14 protein-coding genes are annotated in these 18,074 nt (G+C 71.2%); 5 read left to right on the plus strand and 9 right to left on the minus strand.

Going from position 1 to position 18,074, the window contains the following annotated elements; genetic code table 11:
- Nucleotides 1-42: 42 nt before the first annotated feature.
- Nucleotides 43-3,351 (minus strand): S8 family serine peptidase, encoded by a 3,309-nt coding sequence (locus OG985_RS30300; RefSeq protein WP_371671520.1) that lies wholly within the window; start codon nt 3,349-3,351, stop codon nt 43-45.
- Between the two features lie 228 nt (nt 3,352-3,579).
- Nucleotides 3,580-4,122 carry a CGNR zinc finger domain-containing protein gene (locus OG985_RS30305; RefSeq protein WP_371671521.1) on the minus strand — a complete coding sequence of 181 codons (543 nt, stop codon included), beginning with the start codon at nt 4,120-4,122 and terminating at the stop codon, nt 3,580-3,582.
- Between the two features lie 109 nt (nt 4,123-4,231).
- On the opposite strand from OG985_RS30305, the gene OG985_RS30310 reads away from it, so the two are divergent.
- The 4 genes from OG985_RS30310 to OG985_RS30325 all read left to right on the plus strand — a co-directional run bounded on the left by OG985_RS30310 (nt 4,232) and on the right by OG985_RS30325 (nt 8,020).
- The gene (locus OG985_RS30310) at nt 4,232-4,675 is read left to right on the plus strand and encodes a VOC family protein (RefSeq protein WP_371671522.1); all 444 of its coding nucleotides are present in this window, start codon (nt 4,232-4,234) and stop codon (nt 4,673-4,675) included.
- A 2-nt stretch (nt 4,676-4,677) separates the two neighbouring features.
- Nucleotides 4,678-5,565, plus strand: a complete 888-nt coding sequence (locus OG985_RS30315) for a pyridoxamine 5'-phosphate oxidase family protein (RefSeq protein WP_371671523.1) — start codon at nt 4,678-4,680, stop codon at nt 5,563-5,565.
- A 9-nt stretch (nt 5,566-5,574) separates the two neighbouring features.
- Nucleotides 5,575-6,033: an NUDIX hydrolase gene (locus tag OG985_RS30320; RefSeq protein WP_371671524.1), complete on the plus strand. Its 459-nt coding sequence runs from the start codon at nt 5,575-5,577 to the stop codon at nt 6,031-6,033.
- Between the two features lie 241 nt (nt 6,034-6,274).
- Nucleotides 6,275-8,020 carry a TIGR03767 family metallophosphoesterase gene (locus OG985_RS30325; RefSeq protein WP_371671525.1) on the plus strand — a complete coding sequence of 582 codons (1,746 nt, stop codon included), beginning with the start codon at nt 6,275-6,277 and terminating at the stop codon, nt 8,018-8,020.
- Between the two features lie 90 nt (nt 8,021-8,110).
- Here OG985_RS30325 and OG985_RS30330 read toward each other — a convergent pair whose 3' ends face one another.
- On the minus strand, nt 8,111-9,160 hold the full coding sequence (locus OG985_RS30330) for a hypothetical protein (protein ID WP_371671526.1): 1,050 nt from the start codon (nt 9,158-9,160) through the stop codon (nt 8,111-8,113).
- Between the two features lie 193 nt (nt 9,161-9,353).
- Nucleotides 9,354-11,942, minus strand: coding sequence for an aminopeptidase N (pepN, locus tag OG985_RS30335; RefSeq protein WP_371671527.1), 2,589 nt, complete (start codon nt 11,940-11,942; stop codon nt 9,354-9,356).
- Between the two features lie 136 nt (nt 11,943-12,078).
- Between pepN and OG985_RS30340 the strand changes: the two genes are divergently transcribed.
- Entirely contained in the window at nt 12,079-12,741 is a 663-nt protein-coding gene (locus OG985_RS30340) for a DsbA family protein (RefSeq protein WP_371671528.1), read from the plus strand.
- 277 nt (nt 12,742-13,018) lie between these two features.
- On the opposite strand, the gene OG985_RS30345 is transcribed toward OG985_RS30340, so the two are convergent.
- Genes OG985_RS30345 through OG985_RS30365 form a run of 5 tightly spaced genes read right to left on the minus strand, consistent with a single transcriptional unit; the run spans nt 13,019 to nt 17,916 of the window.
- A complete protein-coding gene (locus OG985_RS30345; protein WP_371671529.1) occupies nt 13,019-13,915 on the minus strand; it encodes a TauD/TfdA dioxygenase family protein in 897 nt (298 codons plus the stop codon).
- Between the two features lie 11 nt (nt 13,916-13,926).
- Nucleotides 13,927-15,273: an LLM class flavin-dependent oxidoreductase gene (locus tag OG985_RS30350; RefSeq protein ID WP_371671530.1), complete on the minus strand. Its 1,347-nt coding sequence runs from the start codon at nt 15,271-15,273 to the stop codon at nt 13,927-13,929.
- Complete coding sequence (locus OG985_RS30355) at nt 15,270-16,004, minus strand: ABC transporter ATP-binding protein (protein WP_371671531.1); 735 nt, start codon at nt 16,002-16,004, stop codon at nt 15,270-15,272. The genes OG985_RS30350 and OG985_RS30355 overlap by 4 nt, the downstream gene beginning before the upstream one ends.
- Nucleotides 15,980-16,852 carry an ABC transporter permease gene (locus tag OG985_RS30360; RefSeq protein WP_371671532.1) on the minus strand — a complete coding sequence of 291 codons (873 nt, stop codon included), beginning with the start codon at nt 16,850-16,852 and terminating at the stop codon, nt 15,980-15,982. Before OG985_RS30360 ends, OG985_RS30355 begins: the two co-directional genes overlap by 25 nt.
- Complete coding sequence (locus OG985_RS30365) at nt 16,849-17,916, minus strand: ABC transporter substrate-binding protein (protein WP_371671533.1); 1,068 nt, start codon at nt 17,914-17,916, stop codon at nt 16,849-16,851. The genes OG985_RS30360 and OG985_RS30365 overlap by 4 nt, the downstream gene beginning before the upstream one ends.
- Nucleotides 17,917-18,074 lie beyond the last annotated feature (158 nt).

An 18,074-nucleotide genomic window follows, 5' to 3' on the forward strand; every position in this document is an offset into this window, starting at 1 on the left:
CGGGCGCCCGGCAGGCGCCCGCCCCTCGGTCGTACCGGATGGTTACGGCGTGACCTTCTCGATCTTCACGCTGCCGAGGCCCGCGACCGTGCCGCGCGCGTTCACCAGCTGGACCTGGCCGAAGAACTCACGGCCCTCCGGAGCGGCCGCCGCGGCGGTGACGCTCGCCGAGACGTTCGTCGAGGCGCCCGTGGCGAGCTTCACCGGCGACGACTCGTCGACGGTGACCGTCCCGAGCGAGGCGGAGAAGAACACGTCCTGGTAGTCGTACGCCGTGGTGCCGGCCGGAACCGCGTAGCCGGCGACCTCGATGGTGTACGTACCGGCGGCCGGCGAGGCCACGGAGACGGCCTCCTCGGAGTCGCCGTCGGCGGACTGGCCGACCTGCGTGCCGTTCGCGTCGTAGACCGTCAGGTCCAGGTCGGCGGAGGCGTCGGAGACGTTGCCGATGGCGACGTCCAGCGACTTGGCGCCCGCGGGGACCTCGACCGTGGTGGTCTGCGTCTCGCCCTGCGCGATGGTCGGGCGGGCCGACTTGGACGAGCCGAGCGGGCCGCCGACCAGCTTGCCGTCGATGGCGGCGAAGTTGTTCTTCACCTTCCAGGAGGCGCTGACCGGCGTGCCGACCTTGGCCTCGGGGACGGTCACGACCTCCGGGTCGAAGGCCGCGCCGTAGACGGTGACGTCCAGCTTGTACGGGTTGTCGAGCAGCGGCGACGTACGGCGCGACTCGACCTCGATCTCCCAGACGCCGGCCTGCGGGTCCGCGTACGAACGCGCGTCGGGCTTGCAGCCGTTGCCGTCGAGGTAGTTGTTGTAGCAGTACGGGGTGCCGGTCTCCTCGACCGGAACGCCGTACGGGTGGATGGCGATGAACCGGGTCTGGCTCTTGGCCTTCAGCCCGCCGATCGCGACCTCGAGGGACTTGGCGCCCTCGGGGACGGTCACGAAGTACGACCGGGTGCTGTTGCGCTGCACCGAGTTCGACGCCGTGTAGGTGAACTTGACCGGAGCCGAGACCACGACGGTGGTCAGGATCTGCTTGTCGGTCCCCTCGGTGCCCGGGTCGTCGACCTCCAGGATCGCGCTCTTGAGGCCCGCGGACTTCGGAGCGGCCTGGACCTTGACGGTCACCGGCTTGTTCAGCGGCAGCTTGACCTCGTCGGAGCCGACGATCTTGAACGTGCCGCCGGAGTTGCGCGCGAGGTGCAGCTCGTGCCGGAGCGCCTTGGCGGAGCCGGACGTACGGGTGATGGTGACCGGGTACGTCTTCTTCTGGCCGGACTTGAGGCCGCCCTCGCGGTCGTAGAGGCCGGTGCCGAAGCCCGGCGTCTTCAGCGCGAAGTCGATCGCGGTGTCGACCGGAGCCTTCACCGTGAAGTCGTGCGCGGTGGCGCCGTGCCGGATCGAGTCCCAGGCGGCCGGGATGTCGATGAGGCCCGCACCCTCCTCGTACGCCTGCACACCCTTGATGTGGCCGGCGGTCGAGGTCAGCGCGGTGCGCAGGGTCGCCGGGGTGAGGGCGATGTGCTTCTGCTTGGCGGCGGACAGCAGGAGCGCGGACGCGCCCGCGGCCTGCGGGGAGGCCATCGAGGTGCCCTGGAGCATCGAGTAGCCGGCCGGCAGGGTGTAGCCCGCCTCGGCGACCGGGGAGCCCGGCAGCCATGTCTGGGTGGTGTTGATCGACGCACCCGGCGCGGACAGCGTCGGCGTGAAGCCGCCGTCCTCACGCGGGCCGCGCGAGGAGAAGGGCATCATCGCGTACTTCTTCTCGACGGCCGAGCCGTAGTTGGACGCCCAGGTCTCCTTGGAGATGGTCGCGCCGACCGAGATGACCTTGTCGGCCAGACCGGGGTCGCCGATGGTGTTGGCGCCGGGGCCGGAGTTGCCGGCCGAGATGACCAGCTGGACGCCGTAGGTGTCGATCAGGCGCGTGTACAGCTCGGCGCGCGCGTTGTTGCCGTCGTTCAGCGCGGGCAGGCCGCCGATCGACATGTTGACGATGTCGACACCGCGGTTGACCACGAGGTCGATCATGCCCTCGGTGAGCGCGACGTTGGTGCAGCCGCCGGTCCACGTGCAGGCCCGGGAGGAGACGAGCTTCGCGCCTGGGGCCGCGCCGTTCATCTTGCCGCCGAACAGGCCGTTGGCGGAGGTGATGCCGGCGACGTGGGTGCCGTGCTCGGACTCGATGACGCCGATGTTGACGAAGTCGGCCTTCTTGCCGACCCAGTCGCCGCCGTACGGGTCCATCGGGACGTCCTTGCGGATCTCCACGACGAACGGCTGACGCTCGGCGACGTCGGTCGACGGGTTGTCGGTCCCGAAGTAGCCGATCTGGAAGCCGTTCTTGTACGGCTTCATCGGCGTGTCGTCGCTGAAGTCGAAGTTGTTGTTCAGGTCGACACGGACCGTGCCGGCCGCGGCGTCGTAGAGGACGCCCCAGCTGTCGGTGGTGTCGCCGTCGCGGTTCGCGTCGCCCTTGGCGTCGCCGCCGGTGGTGGCGGACTCGCGGAACAGGTTGATCTGGTACGACCCGGCGGGCGCCGTCCAGCTCTTGCCGCCGTAGGTGAAGGCGGGGCCGGACACCGCGGAGGTCATCGCGCGCCAGGTGGCGTCGCTGTCCAGGATCGGGTCGGTCGAGGTCACCCAGTCGACGATCTTGCGCTCGCCGGTGGTGGTCTTCTGCAGCGCCGGGTGACCCAGGTCCACGCCCGAGTCGAGGATGCCGATGGTGACGCCCCGGCCGTCCGACTTCGGGCTCTTCTTCACGAAGTCGACCGCACCCGTCTCGAAGGACGGGTTGTACGGGTTGGTGGCGGGGGTCTTGCCGCTGGGCGCGGGGTAGGTGGTGCTGCCCTTGCCCGAGGCGCCCTTCGCGGTGTCGGCGCTCGGTGTCGGGTCGTCCAGCGGGATGTCCTGCCGCAGGTCGATGCCGTGCACGGAGGACAGCTTGGCGGCGGCGGCGATGGCCGAGTCCGCCTTCGCGGTCGGGACGGTGGCGCGCACGTACCCGAGCTTGTCGTAGGAGCGGCCCACGGAGCCGCCCTTGACCGCGTCCAGCTCCTTGGCGACCTGCTCGGTCTGCCCGGGCGCGGTCGCGACCATCATCGTGACGTTCTTGGCGCCGTCGGCCTTGGCGTCGGCGAGCAGTTCGGCGTCGTCCGAACCGAGCTTGGCGCCGGCGGACTTCAGGCCCGGGTCGGCGGTGGCGCCGCTGCCGTTGCCCGCGGAGAAGGCCATGGGTATCGGCCCCGCCGCGGACAGGGCGGCCACCAGGCCGGCGGCCGCGGCTATGCGGGCCGCGCGTCTCGCGCCCGATATCGGTTCACGCTGGGGGGTGAGGGTCATCGGCATCCCTTGTAGGTAAAGGAACGTGCGTCGAGCAACCGGGGTCGATCGACCCTGGTTGAGCGGTGTCCGGAATATGACCCCGGACGATCGCACAGCTTTACCCAAGGGACAGCCCTTTGGGGAGTGTTGACCGAATCGAAATGGATGTATGGGGAAAACCCGCGATGGGCTTTAGGCGGATGAGTCCTCTTAAGGGTGACAAGTCACCGACGCCCACTGCCCGTTTCAGGCGTCCTTGGACCGTGCGTAGTGACGGGACGCCTTCGCACGGTTGCCGCAGGCCGCCATGGAGCACCAGCGCCGTGTCCCGTTCCGCGACGTGTCGAAGAAGTGCAGGACGCAGGAAGCGTGCGCGCAGCCCCGGATGCGGTCCGGCGCGGTGGCGAGGAGTTCCAGGTAGTTGCGGGCGGCGAGCCAGCCGGGGCCCCAGGCGTCGTCGGCGAACTCGGCCCGCTCGCCCGGCCCTTGGGCGCCCAGCGTCGCGCGGATCCGTCCGTGGTCGAGGACGGCGTCCACGGCCGGCGCGCTCTCGGCGAGCGGGCCGTCGACGGCCCGCTTCAGCGCGTCCCGCGCCCGGAGTGTGTGCCGCAGGGTCGTCGCGTCGGCGGTGAACCGCCCGTCGAGTCCGTTCGCCGCCAGCCAGACCGCGAGCCCGTCGACCTCGGCCAGCAGGTCCTGTGTGACTCCCTCCCGGTTCCAGCGCGTGTTGAGCAGGTCGAGGGCGAGCGGCTCACCGGTGAGCGGGCGAGGGTCGCGGGCGGCGGACATGTGGGGCTCCCTTCTGTGCTAACCGTTCAAGACTACGTGACCGGTTGACGCACTCCAGTCTAACCTCTAATGTCGTTTACAGGGGTTACATCCGCTTGAAAGGGCAGCCATGACCTTGCGCACCGGCCACATCGGCCTCAACGTCACCGACCTCGACCGTTCCCTCGCCTTCTACCGCGACGTGCTCGGATTCGGCGTGATCACCGAGGGCAAGGACGAAAACCGCCGGTACGCGTTCCTCGGCGAGGACGGGCGCCCGGTCCTCACTCTCTGGCAGCAGGCGCGGGCGTCGTACGACAGCGGCGGCGCCGGCCCGCACCACCTCGCTCTGGAGGCCGACTCGATCGAGCGGGTCAGGCGGTACGAGGAGGCGCTGCGGGCGTACGGCGCCGACTTCGCCCACGACGGGGTGGTCGCCCACCGCGAGGGCGCGGCCTCGGGCGGCATCTTCTTCCACGACCCGGACGGCACCCGCCTGGAGATCTCGGTGCCGGCCGGCGCCGAAGGGGCCCCCGCCCCGCACGAAGACGCCCCGACCTGCGGATTCTTCTAGCCATGGGTGTCTACCACGCGGGCTCGCGGGCCGTGCAGGACCGCGTCGGCGTCCGCGAGTTCGCCGATCACGTCGGCCGGTCGGTGGGCCAGGGCATCGGACCGGTGGCCGCCGCCTTCCTGGAGCTCCAGCCGCTGCTGGTGCTCGGCGCCGCCGACCCCGCGACGGGGAGGGTGTGGGCCTCCCCGGTCACCGGCAGCCCCGGGTTCGTCCGGGCGACCGGCCCGCGCCAGATGTCCGTCAGAGCCGTGGTCCGGCCGTCCGACCCCCTCGCGGCGGCGCTCGGCACGCCCGGCACCCCCGCCGGGACCCTCGCCCTGGACCCCCGCACCCGCCGCCGGATGCGCCTCAACGGCCGCCTCCGGCCCACGGCACAGGGCTTCGCCGTCGAGGCCGACCGGGTCTTCTCCAACTGCCCCAAGTACCTCCAGCGCAGGGAGTCCTACGAGACGGTCGCCGGCCGCCGGCCGGGAACACCCCGGCACGGCACCGAACTCACCCCGGAACAGACCGAGTTCATCGCGAGAGCCGACACCTTCTTCGTGACGACCGTGCACCCTGCGGGCGTGGAGACCAGCCACCGAGGGGGCAACCCCGGCTTCGTCCGCGTCGACTCCCCCCACCGGCTGAGCTGGCGCGACTACCCGGGCAACTCCATGTTCCTCACCCTCGGCAACCTCGCCGCCGACCCGCGCGCGGGCCTGCTCTTCCTGGACTGGACGACCGGGACCGCGCTCCAGCTCACCGGCGAGGCGCGGACGGAGTTCGCCGCCGACGGGGAGCGCCGCGTCCGTTTCATGCTCACGGAGGCCGTCGGGACCGAGGGGGCGGTGCCCCTGCGCTGGTCGGCTCCCGCATACTCGCCTGCCAATCCGGACCCGGCGGTCTAACGTCCCCTCATGCGAAGGAAGACGAGGGTGGCGGCCTACGCCGTGTGCGTCCGCGACGGACAGGTTCTGCTGGCCCGCTGGATCAAGGCCGACGGCACGCCCGAGTGGACCCTGCCCGGCGGCGGCATGGAACACGGGGAGGACCCCTACGACACCGTCCGCCGGGAGGTGCTGGAGGAGACCGGATACGGCGTCGAGGTCACCGCCCTGCTCGGCGTGGACACCATCAGCCTGCGTTTCCCGCGCCGCTTCGGCCGCTTCGTCGACCACCACGGCGTACGCGTCGTCTACGAGGCGCGGGTGACCGACGGCGAACTCCGCTTCGAGATCGGCGGCTCCACCGACATGGCGGCCTGGCACGACCTGGACGCCGTGGCCGGGCTGACCCGGGTGGGACTGGTCGACGTCGGCCTCGGACTGTGGCGCGACCGGCCGGCGGCGGGCCGGCTCGTCCTCCCGCGGGAATAGCTCCGCTACCCCGGAAAGTGAACACGGAGTAACCGTCCCCCGGCCATCGGACAGCCGTTCCCGGACGCGCGGGGTGGGCCGAGATCCACGTACGGTGATCGGCGTTGCGCGTTGCGGTCTCGTTCACGCACAGGTCATTCCCGGTGCCAACGATCCAGTACGAGCGGGAAATTCGCGGCAGTGGTCTGCGGCGGCCCCCGCGACCACTGCCGACGCAGTTCGTACTCGGGGAGATCGCGCCATGTCGCGCACACGCTCTGTCGCCGGCCCCGTGCCGGGGGTCAACCGCCGTACCGTCCTCGCCGCGACCGCCGCGGTGTCCGTCTCCGCAGGCGTCGGCTACGCCCTGCGGCCCACCGAGAGCGCGGCCGCGACCACGGCGGAGACGCCTGTGGCGCAGTCCCGCAGAGCCCCGGCCGCGCCGCTGGCCCCGTACACCCGCGGCACCACCGTCGCCGCCGTCGCCGCCCCGCGCACGAGCTCCGGCTACCGCCGTCTCGGCGACGGCCCCGGCTGGAGCCGCACGGTCCGCGCCGAACTGGCCGCCCCCAAGTCGGGCCGGGCCGGCCGCCGTACCGCGCTCGCCGCGTTCGTGCAGCTGACCGACCTGCACCTGATGGACAGTCAGCACCCGATGCGCCTGGAGTACCTGCGCTCGACCGACGTGCACGCCTGGCGGCCGCACGAGGCGCTGTCCGTGCCCGGCGCGATCTCCCTGGTGGAGCGGATCAACGCGCTGCGCGGCGCCCCCGTCACCGGCACCCCGCTGCACTTCGCCATGACGACCGGCGACAACACGGACAACAACGCCAAGACCGAGCTCGAGTGGTTCCTGAAGGTCATGAGCGGCGGCCGCATCACCCCCAACTCCGGGGACCCGCGCCACTACGAGGGCGTCCAGAACAGCGGTCTCAAGCAGTTCTGGAACCCCGACTCGACCGTCCGCGACGCCGACAAGCAGCGCGGCTTCCCGCACCTCGCGGGCTTCCTCGCCGCCGCGATCCGCGAGCTGAACAGCCCCGGCCTCAACCTGCCGTGGTACTCCACGGTCGGCAACCACGACGCCATGCCGCTCGGCTGCTACGGCCACGGCGACTCCTGGCTCGCCGAGTACGCCGTCGGCGGCCGGAAGCTGATGAGCCTGCCCGCGGCCGAGGCGAAGAAGCTCCAGACGTCCATCTCGAAGGCCACCGACCCCCGGGGCACCCACTTCCGCGACCTGCTCAGGGCGCACACCCGTGACATGCGGTCGGTCACGCCCGACGAGCGGCGCGCCCCGTACACCCCGGCCGAGTACGTCAGAGCCCACCTCGATCCGGCGTACCGGGGCGTGGGCCCGGTCGGTCACGGCTACTCCACCGCGAACCTCGACGCGGGCACCCAGTACTACAGCTTCCGGATCGCCGAGGACGTCATCGGCATCAGCCTCGACACCACCGACGCCGGCGGCCACTACGAGGGCTCGATCGGGACGGCCCAGCTGAACTGGCTGGACAGGACCCTCCGCGACAACAAGGACGCGTACGCGGTCGTCTTCAGCCACCACACCAGCAAGACGATGGACAACACGCGCCCCGACCCGGCCCGCCCCGGCGAGCGCCGGCACAGCGGCGACGAGGTGATCGCCCTCCTCGGCCGTCACGCGGGCGTCCTGGCGTGGGTGAACGGCCACATCCACCGCAACGACATCACCCCGCACGCCGCCGCGGGCGGCCGTTCCTTCTGGGAGATCTCCACCGCCTCCCACGTCGACTATCCGCAGCTCGCCCGCGTCATCGAGCTGGCCGACAACAAGGACGGCACGCTCTCGGTCTTCACCACGCTCGTCGAGTCCGCGGCCCCGCACCGCACGGACTTCGCCGACCTCTCCCAGACGGGCCTCGCCGCCCTGTACCGCGAGCTGTCCTTCAACGCGCCGGGCGCGCGCACGGACCTGGGCGGAGCGGCCGGGGACCGCAACACGGAGCTGGTGCTGAAGAAGGGCTGACCCGCGCGGAGGACTCCGTCCGCACGAGGAGGGGCCGCCCGGTGACCCGGCGGCCCCTCCTCTCCCCTCCTGGTGTCGCCCGGTCCGTCACTACCGGGGCAGCATCACGACATAGGCGGCGGGCTCCCGGTCACCGGCCGCCATCAGGGCCGTACGGATCACCGCCGCCTGCTGTTCCGTCGCGTCCCGCAGCTTCCTCGGCGTGACGTGGACGACCGTGATGCCGAGGCGCTCCAGGTGCTCGCGCTTGCGGGCGTACTCCGACCACAGGGCGTCGTCGTCCTGCCGGTCGCCCTGCATGGGGGCGCGGGTGTCGAGTTCGACCGCCACCGCCTGTTCCGGCCAGTACGCGTCCAGACCGCCGAGGTGGGGGCCGCCGGGCAGGCGCAGGTCGACGTTCCAGACCGGGTCCGGCAGGCCGTACTCCGCGACCATCCGGTAGAGGCGGTTCTCCGCGATCGCGCGGCCCTCGGCGAGCAGGGAGTCCACCGCGTCCACCACGTGCGGCCGGCTCAGCAGCTTCGCCTGATTCAACTCCTTGACCACCGCGGCGGGTTCGCAGTGACCGGCGCGTACCGCCTCGGTCAGCAGCCGGCGTACGGCGCCCGCGTCCGTCAGTCCGGCCACGGCGTCGGCCAGGGCGCGCGGGACCGGCGCCACCGGCAGCCCGTTGACCTGTCGCGGGGCCGGCAGGCCCGCCGTCCGGACGATGCGCGCGCACCCCGTGGCGCGCAGCCGGCGCAGCCGGGGGACCAGGACGTCGATCCGGTCCAGGGAGAGCAGCGGCGGGGTCGAGGCGAAGCCGTACAACGTCAGCGCCGCGAGGCCGGTGATCATCGCTTCCGCGTACGCCGGCCGGTGCGGTTCCTCCGCGCCGGGCTGGGCCGGCACACCGGCCCCCCGCTCCCGTGCCGCGTACATCAGCACCGCGTGCAGCCGCTCCTCGCTGGTCGGCGGGCCGGGGTGGAGCAGGAAGACGCCGGGGAGGATCTGCTGCCAGGGGCCGCCGGCGCGGCACTGCTCGTTCGCCTCGGCGGTCGCGATGCCGTGCGAGCGGAGCTGGGCGGCCGTCATCACCCGGCGGTGCACCTCGGAGAGGTGGTGGAGCGGGCGGGGGGACAGCGGGGTGTTGTGGTTCATGACCGGCAATCTCCCGCGTCCTGAGCGCCTCTGAACCGCTGTTACACGTCCGTCGACAAATCCGGACAAGCCTGCGCTAAAGGACGGGTGTTCGGATGCCGAAACCCCTGGTCCGTCGGGTGCGGACCAGGGGTTACGGCCCTATTGCCTGAATTCCGTAACGGCTACGAACCGCCCAAGCTTTGGCCAGAGATCACGGGGTTCGGTCGACGGTCGCCGCCGCGTCGCACGCCTGTCCCCGCAACGCCCGTGCCAGGTCGTCCCGCGCCTCCAGCACCAGACGGCGCAACGCGGGGGCCACGTCCTCGTGCGCCGCGAGCCACGCGTCCGCCGCCGCCAGCGTCTCCGGCGAGTCCTGGAGCGACGGGAACAGGCCCTGGACGACGTGCATCGCGATCTGGATGGACCGCTCGGCCCACACCCGCTCGATCACCGCGAAGTACTTCGGGGCGTACGGCGCGAGCAGCTCCCGCTGCGAGGGCTGCGCGAAGCCCGAGATCGTCGCCTCGACCAGGGCGTTGGACAGGGCGTCGGACTCCACCAGCTGCGCCCACGCCTGCGCCTTCACCGCCTCCGAGGGTCGGGCCGCCAGACAGCGGACCTGGTGGCGCTTGCCGGACGCCGTGTCGTCCCGGGCCAGTTCGGCCGCCAGCACGGCCTCGTCCGCCACACCGTGGGAGGCCAGCGGCTCCAGGAACGCCCAGCGCAGCTCCTGGTCCACCACGAGCCCGTCGATCTGTTCCGTCCCCTCCAGCAGGCCGCGCAGCAACTGGAGATCGGCCGGGCCCGACGCCACCGTCGCGAAGAAGCGGGCCCATGCGAGCTGGTGCTCGCTGCCCGGCTCGGCGAGCCGCAGTTCGCGCAGCGTGCCCTCCGCCAGCAACCGCCCGCCCGTCCTCCGCCAGTCCGGTGCCACGTAGTGGACCAGCGCCGAGTTCGCCCAGGCGTGCAGCATCTGCAGTACGCCGATCCCGGACTCGCGCCCCGCGAACCGCAGTACCAGGTCCACGAAGTCCCGCGCCGGCAGCAACGCGTCCCGGGTGAGGTTCCACAGCGCCGACCAGCACAGCGCCCGCGCGAGCGGGTCGGTGACGTTGCCCAGGTGACCGCGCAGCGTCTCCAGCGAGGTCTCGTCGAAACGGATCTTGCAGTACGTCAGGTCGTCGTCGTTGACGAGCACGAGATCCGGTGCCTCGGCGCCGGCCGCCTCCGTCACGACCGTGCGCGGGCCGTCGACGTCGACCTCGGCGCGGGCGTACCGCACCAGACGGCCGTCCTCCAGGCGGTACAGGCCCACCGCCACCCGGTGCGGGCGCAGCTCCGGGTGCGACTCGGCCGCCTCCTGGAGCACGGTGAGCTCGTCGATCCGGCCCTCCGCGTCCAGCAGCACCTGCGGGGTGAGGGAGTTGACCCCGGCGGTCTGCAGCCAGGACCGCGACCACGCGGCCATGTCCCGGCCGCTGGTCTCCGCCAGCGCCGACAGCAGGTCGCCCAGGCGCGTGTTGCCGTACGCGTGCCGCTTGAAGTACCGGCGCGCTCCCTCCAGGAACGCGTCCTGGCCGACGTACGCCACCAGCTGCTTGAGCACGCTGGCACCCTTCGCGTACGTGATGCCGTCGAAGTTGAGCTTGGCGTCCTGGAGGTCGCGGATGTCGGCGGTGATCGGATGCGTGGAGGGCAGCTGGTCCGCCCGGTACGCCCACGCCTTGCGGCGGTTGGCGAAGGTGATCCAGCCGTTCTCGAACCGGGTCGCGCCGACCAGGGCGAAGGCGCCCATGAAGTCCGCGAAGGACTCCTTGAGCCACAGGTCGTCCCACCACTCCATGGTCACGAGGTCGCCGAACCACATGTGGGCCATCTCGTGCAGGATCACGTTGGCGCGGCCCTCGTAGGACGCCTGCGTGACCTTGCCCCGGAAGATGAACTCCTCGCGGAAGGTCACCAGGCCCGGGTTCTCCATCGCGCCGAGGTTGTACTCGGGCACGAAGGCCTGGTCGTACTTCCCGAAGGGGTACGGGTAGTCGAAGTGGTCGTGGAAGAAGTCCAGGCCCTGCTTGGTGACGAGGAAGACGTCGTCGGCGTCGAAGTAGGGCGCGAGGCCCTTGCGGCACAGGGCGCCGAGGGGGATCTCCAGCGTCGTGCCGTCGGCGAGGGTGCGGGAGTAGGAGTCCGTCACGTAGTGGTACGGGCCCGCCACCACGCAGGTGATGTACGTCGAGATCGGCTTCGTCTCCGCGAACCGCCAGACACCGTCGGTGAGTTCGCCGGCCCCGTTGCCCCAGACCGTCCAGCCCTCCGGCGCCCGCACCTCGAAGCGGAACGGGGCCTTGAGGTCGGGCTGCTCGAAGTTCGCGAAGACGCGACGCGAGTCGGCCGGTTCGTACTGGGTGTAGAGGTAGACCTCGCCGTCCTCGGGGTCGACGAAGCGGTGCATGCCCTCCCCGGTGCGGGAGTAGGCGCACTCGGCGTCGACGACCAGCTCGTTCTCGGCGGCGAGGTCCGTCAGCGCGATCCGGGAGCCGTCGAAGACCTCGCCGGGGTCGAGGTCCTTGCCGTTGAGGGAGACGGCGGTGACACTCGGCGCGATCAGGTCGGCGAAGCTCGCCGCCCCCGGCTCGGCGCAGCGGAAGCGGATCGTGGTCACGGACCGGAAGGTCCGCGGCCCGTCCCCGGCCTCGTCGCCCACCGCGGAGCGCAGGTCGAGGGACACGTCGTACCCGTCGACGGACAGCAGGGCGGCCCGCTCCCGGGCCTCGTCGCGGGACAGGTTCTCACCGGGCACGGGCGGTACTCCCTCGGGCGGCGTTCAGTATGTGGACAGCACCGATCCTGCCATGCGCCCCTGACCGCGGGCACCCGGGAATGGGGCGGTGGGAGTCGGTGTTGCCAGGGCAGACGACCACCTTCCGAGGAGAGCCATGCCCGAGACAGCGACCACCTCCGCCAGGACCCCCGTCGACTTCTGGTTCGACCCGCTGTGCCCCTGGGCCTGGATGACCTCCCGGTGGGTGCTGGAAGTGGAGAAGGTCCGGGACATCGAGGTCCGCTGGCACATCATGAGCCTGGCGGTGCTGAACGAGCCCAAGCTGGACGAGCTGCCCGAGGAGTACCGCGAGATGCTCGCGGTCAAGGCCTGGCAGCCGGTGCGCGTGGTGACCGCGGCCTGGCAGAAGCACGGCGCCGACATACTCGGCCCGCTCTACAACGCGCTCGGCACCCGCATCCACAACCAGGGTGAGGGCCCCACCCTGGAGGCCATCGCCGGCGCCCTGGCGGACGTCGGCCTGCCCGCCGACCTGATCGACTACGCGGAGCAGGAGAACTTCGAGTTCGACGCCGAGCTGCGCGCCTCCCACAAGGAGGGCATCGACAAGGTCGGCCAGGACGTCGGCACCCCGGTCATCGCCGTCCCCGGCCCCGACGGCGAGCAGCTCGCCTTCTTCGGCCCGGTCGTCACCCCCGCCCCCCAGGGCGAGGCCGCCGCCAGGCTCTGGGACGGCACCCTCGCGGTCGCCTCCGTCCCGGGCTTCTACGAGCTCAAGCGCACCCGCACGGCCGGCCCGGACTTCAGCAACCTGTAGGCGTCCGCGCACCCGGCGTCGCAGGCAGGGAGAACCCCCGCGAGTCACGTCCTCGCGGGGGTTTCCCTCTTTCCGCCCGCCGGCGTGAAGGGTGAGAAGACGATCACGTCGGCCAGCGTGTAGACGGGCAGGAGAGGCGTCCCCTCCGGCCTGCGGTCACTCTTGTCGCGAAGGACTTGTTGCAACTAGTTCGCAACTACAGATTAACAACAACAAGGGGGCCGGGGGCAACGCAAAGGCCCCCGCGTGTCTCCACGCGAGGGCCTTTCGTGCGGGGTTACGCCGCTACGGGGGTGTAGTGCGAGGCGTCCCCCTGGATCGAGTAGCTCTCCTTGCCCTCGATGCCCACCGGCACGTCACCGGCGACGGTCACCCGGTGCAGGCGGCGGGGCAGCCCGTCGTAGTTGTCGATGGCGTAGTGCTGGGTGATGCGGTTGTCGAACAGGACCAGCTGGTTCGGCGACCAGCGGTGCCGCAGGATGTTCTCCGGCCGGGTCACATACGTCTGGAGCAGGTCCAGGAGCTTGCGGGACTCGCCCACCGACAGCCCCACGAGCCGCTGCGCGAACCCGCCGATGAACAGTCCGCGCTCGCCGGTCAGCGGGTGGACACGGACCACGGGGTGCACCGTGCGGAACTTGATGGACGTGAACTGGGCGCGCTGGGCGGCGTGTTCCTCGTCGAGCGCCTCCTCGGGCACCGCGTAGTCGTAGTCGTTGGTGTGCTCGGCCCACAGGGTGTCGGCCAGCGTGCGCAGCGGCTCCGGCAGGTCGCGGTAGGCGGCCGCGGAGCTGGCGATCAGGGTCTCGCCGCCGTACGGCGGGACGGTGATGCTGCGCAGGGTGCTGGCCTGTGGCGGGTTGAGGACGAAGGTGACGTCGGTGTGCCAGTGGTTGGCGGCGCGGCCGCGCTCGCTGTCGACGGGCAGCACGTTCGGGACGCCGTCGACCGAGGGCACGGTCGGGTGGGCGGTGGTGGTGTCGCCGAAGTGGCGGACGAAGGCCTGCTGGCCCTCGTCGTCCAGGTTCACGTCGTCGAACACCAGGGCCTTGTGGAGGTTGAGCGCCTCCCGCAGGGCGGCGACGGTCCCCTCGTCGAGCGGCTTGGAGATGTCGACGCCGGACACCTGGGCGCCGATCCTCGCGGTGACCTTGCGGATCTCGATGTCGGACATGTGCGGTCCTCTCAGGCGGTGGCGAGTGCCGGGGTGGCGGTGACGTGCTGGTTGGCGGGGCGCGGAAGGCCGTAGCGCTCCCGCAGGGTGCGGCGCGGGCCGTACTCCGTGCGGAGCAGGCCCCGGGCGCGCAGGATCGGCACGACCTGGTCGACGAAGGTCTCCAGGCCCGACGGCAGGACGGCCGGCATGATGTTGAAGCCGTCGGCCGCGCCGAGTGTGAACCACCGCTCGATCGCGTCGGCGACCTGTTCGGGCGTACCGGCGAAGGTGAGGTGCCCGCGCCCGCCGCCGAGCCGCCCGACCAGCTGCCGCACGGTGAGGCGGTCGCGCCGGGCCAGCTCCACCACGAGCGTGTAGCGGCTCTTTGCGCCCTCGATCGCGCTCTCCGGGGGCAGGTCGGCGGGCAGCGGGGCGTCCAGCTCCAGCGTGCCCGGCTCCAGTTGCAGCAGGCTCTCCAGTCGGCCCACGCCGTGCGTGTACACGATGTGGTCCTCCAGGACCCGCTCGTTCGCCCGCGCCTCGGCCTCCGTCGACCCGATCACCGGGACGATGCCGGGCAGCACCTTGATGTGTTCGGGGTCCCGGCCGGCCGCCGCCGTGCGGGACTTGAGGTCGGCGTAGAAGGCCTGTGCGTCGGCCAGGGTCTGCTGGGCGGTGAACACCGCCTCCGCGTACCGCGCGGCGAAGTTCTTGCCGTCCTCGGAGGAGCCCGCCTGCACGAGCAGCGGGTAACCCTGCGGCGAGCGGGGGACGTTGAGCGCCCCCTCGACCTGGAAGTACGTCCCCTGGTGCCGGGGTGGATGGATCTTGCTGTCGTCGCCCCAGACACCGGTCGCCTTGTCGGCGACGATCGTGTCGTCCTCCCAGCTGTCCCACAGTTTGAGGGCCACGTCGAGGAACTCCGAGGCGCGGGCGTAGCGGTCGGCGTGCGCGGGCTCGGCGTCCAGACCGAAGTTGCGGGCGGCCTCCGCGCCGGCCGTGGTGACGATGTTCCAGCCCGCTCTGCCGCCGCTGATGATGTCCAGGGAGGCGAACTTGCGGGCCAGGTTGTAGGGGGAGTTGTAGGAGGTCGAGGCGGTGGCGATCAGGCCGATGTGCTCGGTGGCCGTCGCCAGGGCGGTGAGCAGGGTCAGCGGCTCCAGGGCGCCGGCCGGACGCTGGGCGACACTGCCCCACAGCTGCGGCCCGTCGGCGAGGAACAGCGAGTCGAAGGTGCCGCGTTCGGCGGTCCGGGCCAGACGCACGTAGTGCGCCAGGTCCACATGGGCGTACGGGTCGCTCTCCGGCAGTCGCCACGACGCCTCGTGGTGGCCGGTGCTCATCAGGAACGCGTTGAGGTGCAGCTGACGGGTCACTTGTGGTCCTCCGTGACGCCCAGGGCGGCCAGCAGCCGCTCCCGGTACTCGCCGAGCAGGGGATCCCGGTACGAGCGTGGATGCGGGCGGTCGATGGTCAGGTCGAGGCCGATACGGCCCCGGTCGAGGACGAGGACACGGTCGGCGAGCACGATCGCCTCGTCCACGTCGTGGGTGACGAGGAGAACCGAGGGGCGGTGACGCTCCCACAGTTCCCTGAGCAGGACGTGCATACGGATCCGGGTGAGCGCGTCCAGGGCGCCGAACGGCTCGTCGGCCAGCAGCAGTTCGGGCTCGCGGACCAGCGACCGGGCCAGTGCCGCGCGCTGTGCCTCGCCGCCCGACAGCTCGCTCGGCCAGGCCTTCTCGCGGCCCGCGAGGCCCACCTCGGCGAGGGCGGCGCGGGCCTTCTGCTCGGCCTCCTTGCCGTCGAGGCCGAGCAGCACGTTGGCGAGGACGCGCCGCCAGGGCAGCAGCCGGGAGTCCTGGAAGACCACCGACACCCGTTCCGGGGCGGTCAGCTGTCCGCTTCCGGCGACCTGGTGGTCGAGGCCCGCGACCGCTCGCAACAAGGTGCTCTTGCCGGAGCCGCTGTGTCCGAGCAGGGCGGTGAACTGCCCGGCCGGGAGGTCGAGGTCGAGGGCGTCGAGGACCGTGCGGCCGTCGAACGACCGGGTCAGACCGCGGAGGCGGACCGCGGGGCGGGTCAGTTGCTCAGCGTGCGGCGCCATGACAGCACCCTCCGTTCGATGAGACGGACCGCGCTGTCGGAGACCAGACCGAAGACGCCGTAGATCAGCAGGCCGACCAGGATGACGTCGCTCTGGCCGTAGTTCTGGGCCTGGAACATCATGTAGCCGAGTCCGCTGGTGGCGTTGATCTGCTCCAGGACGACCAGGCCCAGCCAGGAGCCGGTCACCCCGAGGCGGAGTCCGACGAAGAAGCCGGGCAGGGCGCCGGGGATGACGATCTGCCGGATGAAGGCGAACCTGGACAGGCCCTGGACCTCGGCGAGTTCGACGTAGCGGTGGTCGATGCCGGACAGCGCGGCGTGCGTGTTGAGGTAGATCGGGATGTAGACGACGATCGCGATGATGGCGATCTTGAAGGTCTCGCCGATGCCCAGCCAGAGGATGAACAGCGGGATCAGACCGAGGGTCGGGATCGCCCGGTTGAGCTGCACCGTCCCGTCGATCAGGGCCTCGCCGGTCCGGCTGAGCCCGGCGGCCAGCGCGAGCGCGATGCCGGCGGTCAGCCCGATCGCGAAGCCGGATCCGGCCCGCTGCAGTGAGGTCAGGATGTCGGTCGGCAGCGTCCCGTCGGTCCACAGATGGCCGGTCGTCCGCAGAACAGTCCAGGGGGCCGGGATCGCGGCCGGGTCCAGTCGCCCGGCGGCGGAGGCGGCCGCCCACAGGGCGATGAAGAGGGCTGGCCCGACGAGCCGGGAGGCGGGCAGCCGCTTGCCGGGGGAGAGGCGGCGGCGCCTGCGGACCTGGGTGCCCTCCCCGGCCTCGACGCCGGGTGGGGCGTCCGCGATGGTGGTCGAAGCGGTCGAGGTGCTCGTCGTCACGGCGCTCACCTCCGGTACTCCGCCGGTACGGACTTGGCCGCGATGCCCTCGAACCGCCGGTCGAAGAGCGAGCCGACCGTGAACTCCTTCACGAAGCCGCCCTCCGCCAGCAGATCCGCGGTCTCCTGCTCCCATGTGATGGCCTCGTCCCAACTCGGCGGAAAGAGCGGCTTGTTGGCAAGGTCGGTGATCGACTGCGCCTGGGGGAGGGTGAGGTTCTGCGTCTTGACGTAGAACTCCTTGTTCCAGACGTCGGGGTGCTCGTACTGCCATACCTGGCCCTTGGCCCAGTACGGGATGTACGCGGCGACCGCGGCCGCCTTCGCGGAGTCGGCCAGTACGGTGGCCGGCGCCCACAGCAGGTTGAGCAGGTCCACCACGTCGGTCGGGATGCTGCGGGCGCCCTTGGCCCCGTACTGCTGGAGGTAGGCGGGCGCCTGCTGGTTGGCGAGCGGAGCGACGTCGACCTGGCCCGACTGGAGGGCCGTGAGGAACTGGTTGCTGGTCAGCGGGACGAGCGTCACCTCGTCGTACGCCAGCCCGGCCTCCTTCAGCGCCCGCAGGAGGACGACCCCCTGTGCCTGGCCCTGCGAGAACGCGAGCTTCCTGCCCTTGAAGTCGGCGGTCGTACGGATGTCGCTGCCGGGCTTCGTGGCGAAGAGGTAGTTGGGCTTGCGGGTGACGTTGATCGCGACGATCTTCGCGTCGTAGCCCTGGTAGTGCGCCTGGATCGGCGGGATTCCCGCGTTGTTGGCGACGTCCAGGGACTTGGCGCGGAAGGCGTTGATGACGTCGGGGCCGGCGCCGATGTTCGCCCAGCTGCCGACCTCGAACGGCAGCTCGCCCAGCTTGGCCAGCTTGAACTGGAGCTGCTGGACGTTCTGGTACGAGGCGATCTTCAGGCTGGTGCCGGCCGGGACCTTGTCGGCCAGCGGGGCCGTCGAGGCGCCCTTGGCCGTGGTGGCGGCGCTGCTCTGCGCGCACCCGCTCAGCCCGGCCGCGGCGGCCGTGACACCGAGCAGAGAGGTCAGGAACAGCCGCCGGTCGACGCCGGAGGCAGGCAGAGATGGCATGACGGAAACTCCGTAAACTGAAGTGGCGGGAATGCGCGCGCAATTCGGCCAGGGAAGAACCGGAAGTGCGGAAAGGGGTGCGGCAGGGCGCGGAAAAGGGGCGCGCGCAGAGGGCGCGGCAACGGGGATACCGACGGAACGCCGGCGAAGAACTGACG

Source organism: Streptomyces sp. NBC_00289, assembly GCF_041435115.1.
Lineage (GTDB): Bacteria > Actinomycetota > Actinomycetes > Streptomycetales > Streptomycetaceae > Streptomyces.

Excerpts from the sequence above, each read along its gene's own strand:
- OG985_RS30300 (WP_371671520.1), bottom strand. The coding sequence starts at position 3,351 with ATGACCCTCACCCCCCAGCGTGAACCGATATCGGGCGCGAGACGCGCG.
- OG985_RS30305 (WP_371671521.1), bottom strand. The coding sequence starts at position 4,122 with ATGTCCGCCGCCCGCGACCCTCGCCCGCTCACCGGTGAGCCGCTCGCC.
- OG985_RS30310 (WP_371671522.1), top strand. The coding sequence starts at position 4,232 with ATGACCTTGCGCACCGGCCACATCGGCCTCAACGTCACCGACCTCGAC.
- OG985_RS30315 (WP_371671523.1), top strand. The coding sequence starts at position 4,678 with ATGGGTGTCTACCACGCGGGCTCGCGGGCCGTGCAGGACCGCGTCGGC.
- OG985_RS30320 (WP_371671524.1), top strand. The coding sequence starts at position 5,575 with ATGCGAAGGAAGACGAGGGTGGCGGCCTACGCCGTGTGCGTCCGCGAC.
- OG985_RS30325 (WP_371671525.1), top strand. The coding sequence starts at position 6,275 with ATGTCGCGCACACGCTCTGTCGCCGGCCCCGTGCCGGGGGTCAACCGC.
- OG985_RS30330 (WP_371671526.1), bottom strand. The coding sequence starts at position 9,160 with ATGAACCACAACACCCCGCTGTCCCCCCGCCCGCTCCACCACCTCTCC.
- OG985_RS30340 (WP_371671528.1), top strand. The coding sequence starts at position 12,079 with ATGCCCGAGACAGCGACCACCTCCGCCAGGACCCCCGTCGACTTCTGG.
- OG985_RS30345 (WP_371671529.1), bottom strand. The coding sequence starts at position 13,915 with ATGTCCGACATCGAGATCCGCAAGGTCACCGCGAGGATCGGCGCCCAG.
- OG985_RS30355 (WP_371671531.1), bottom strand. The coding sequence starts at position 16,004 with ATGGCGCCGCACGCTGAGCAACTGACCCGCCCCGCGGTCCGCCTCCGC.
- OG985_RS30365 (WP_371671533.1), bottom strand. The coding sequence starts at position 17,916 with ATGCCATCTCTGCCTGCCTCCGGCGTCGACCGGCGGCTGTTCCTGACC.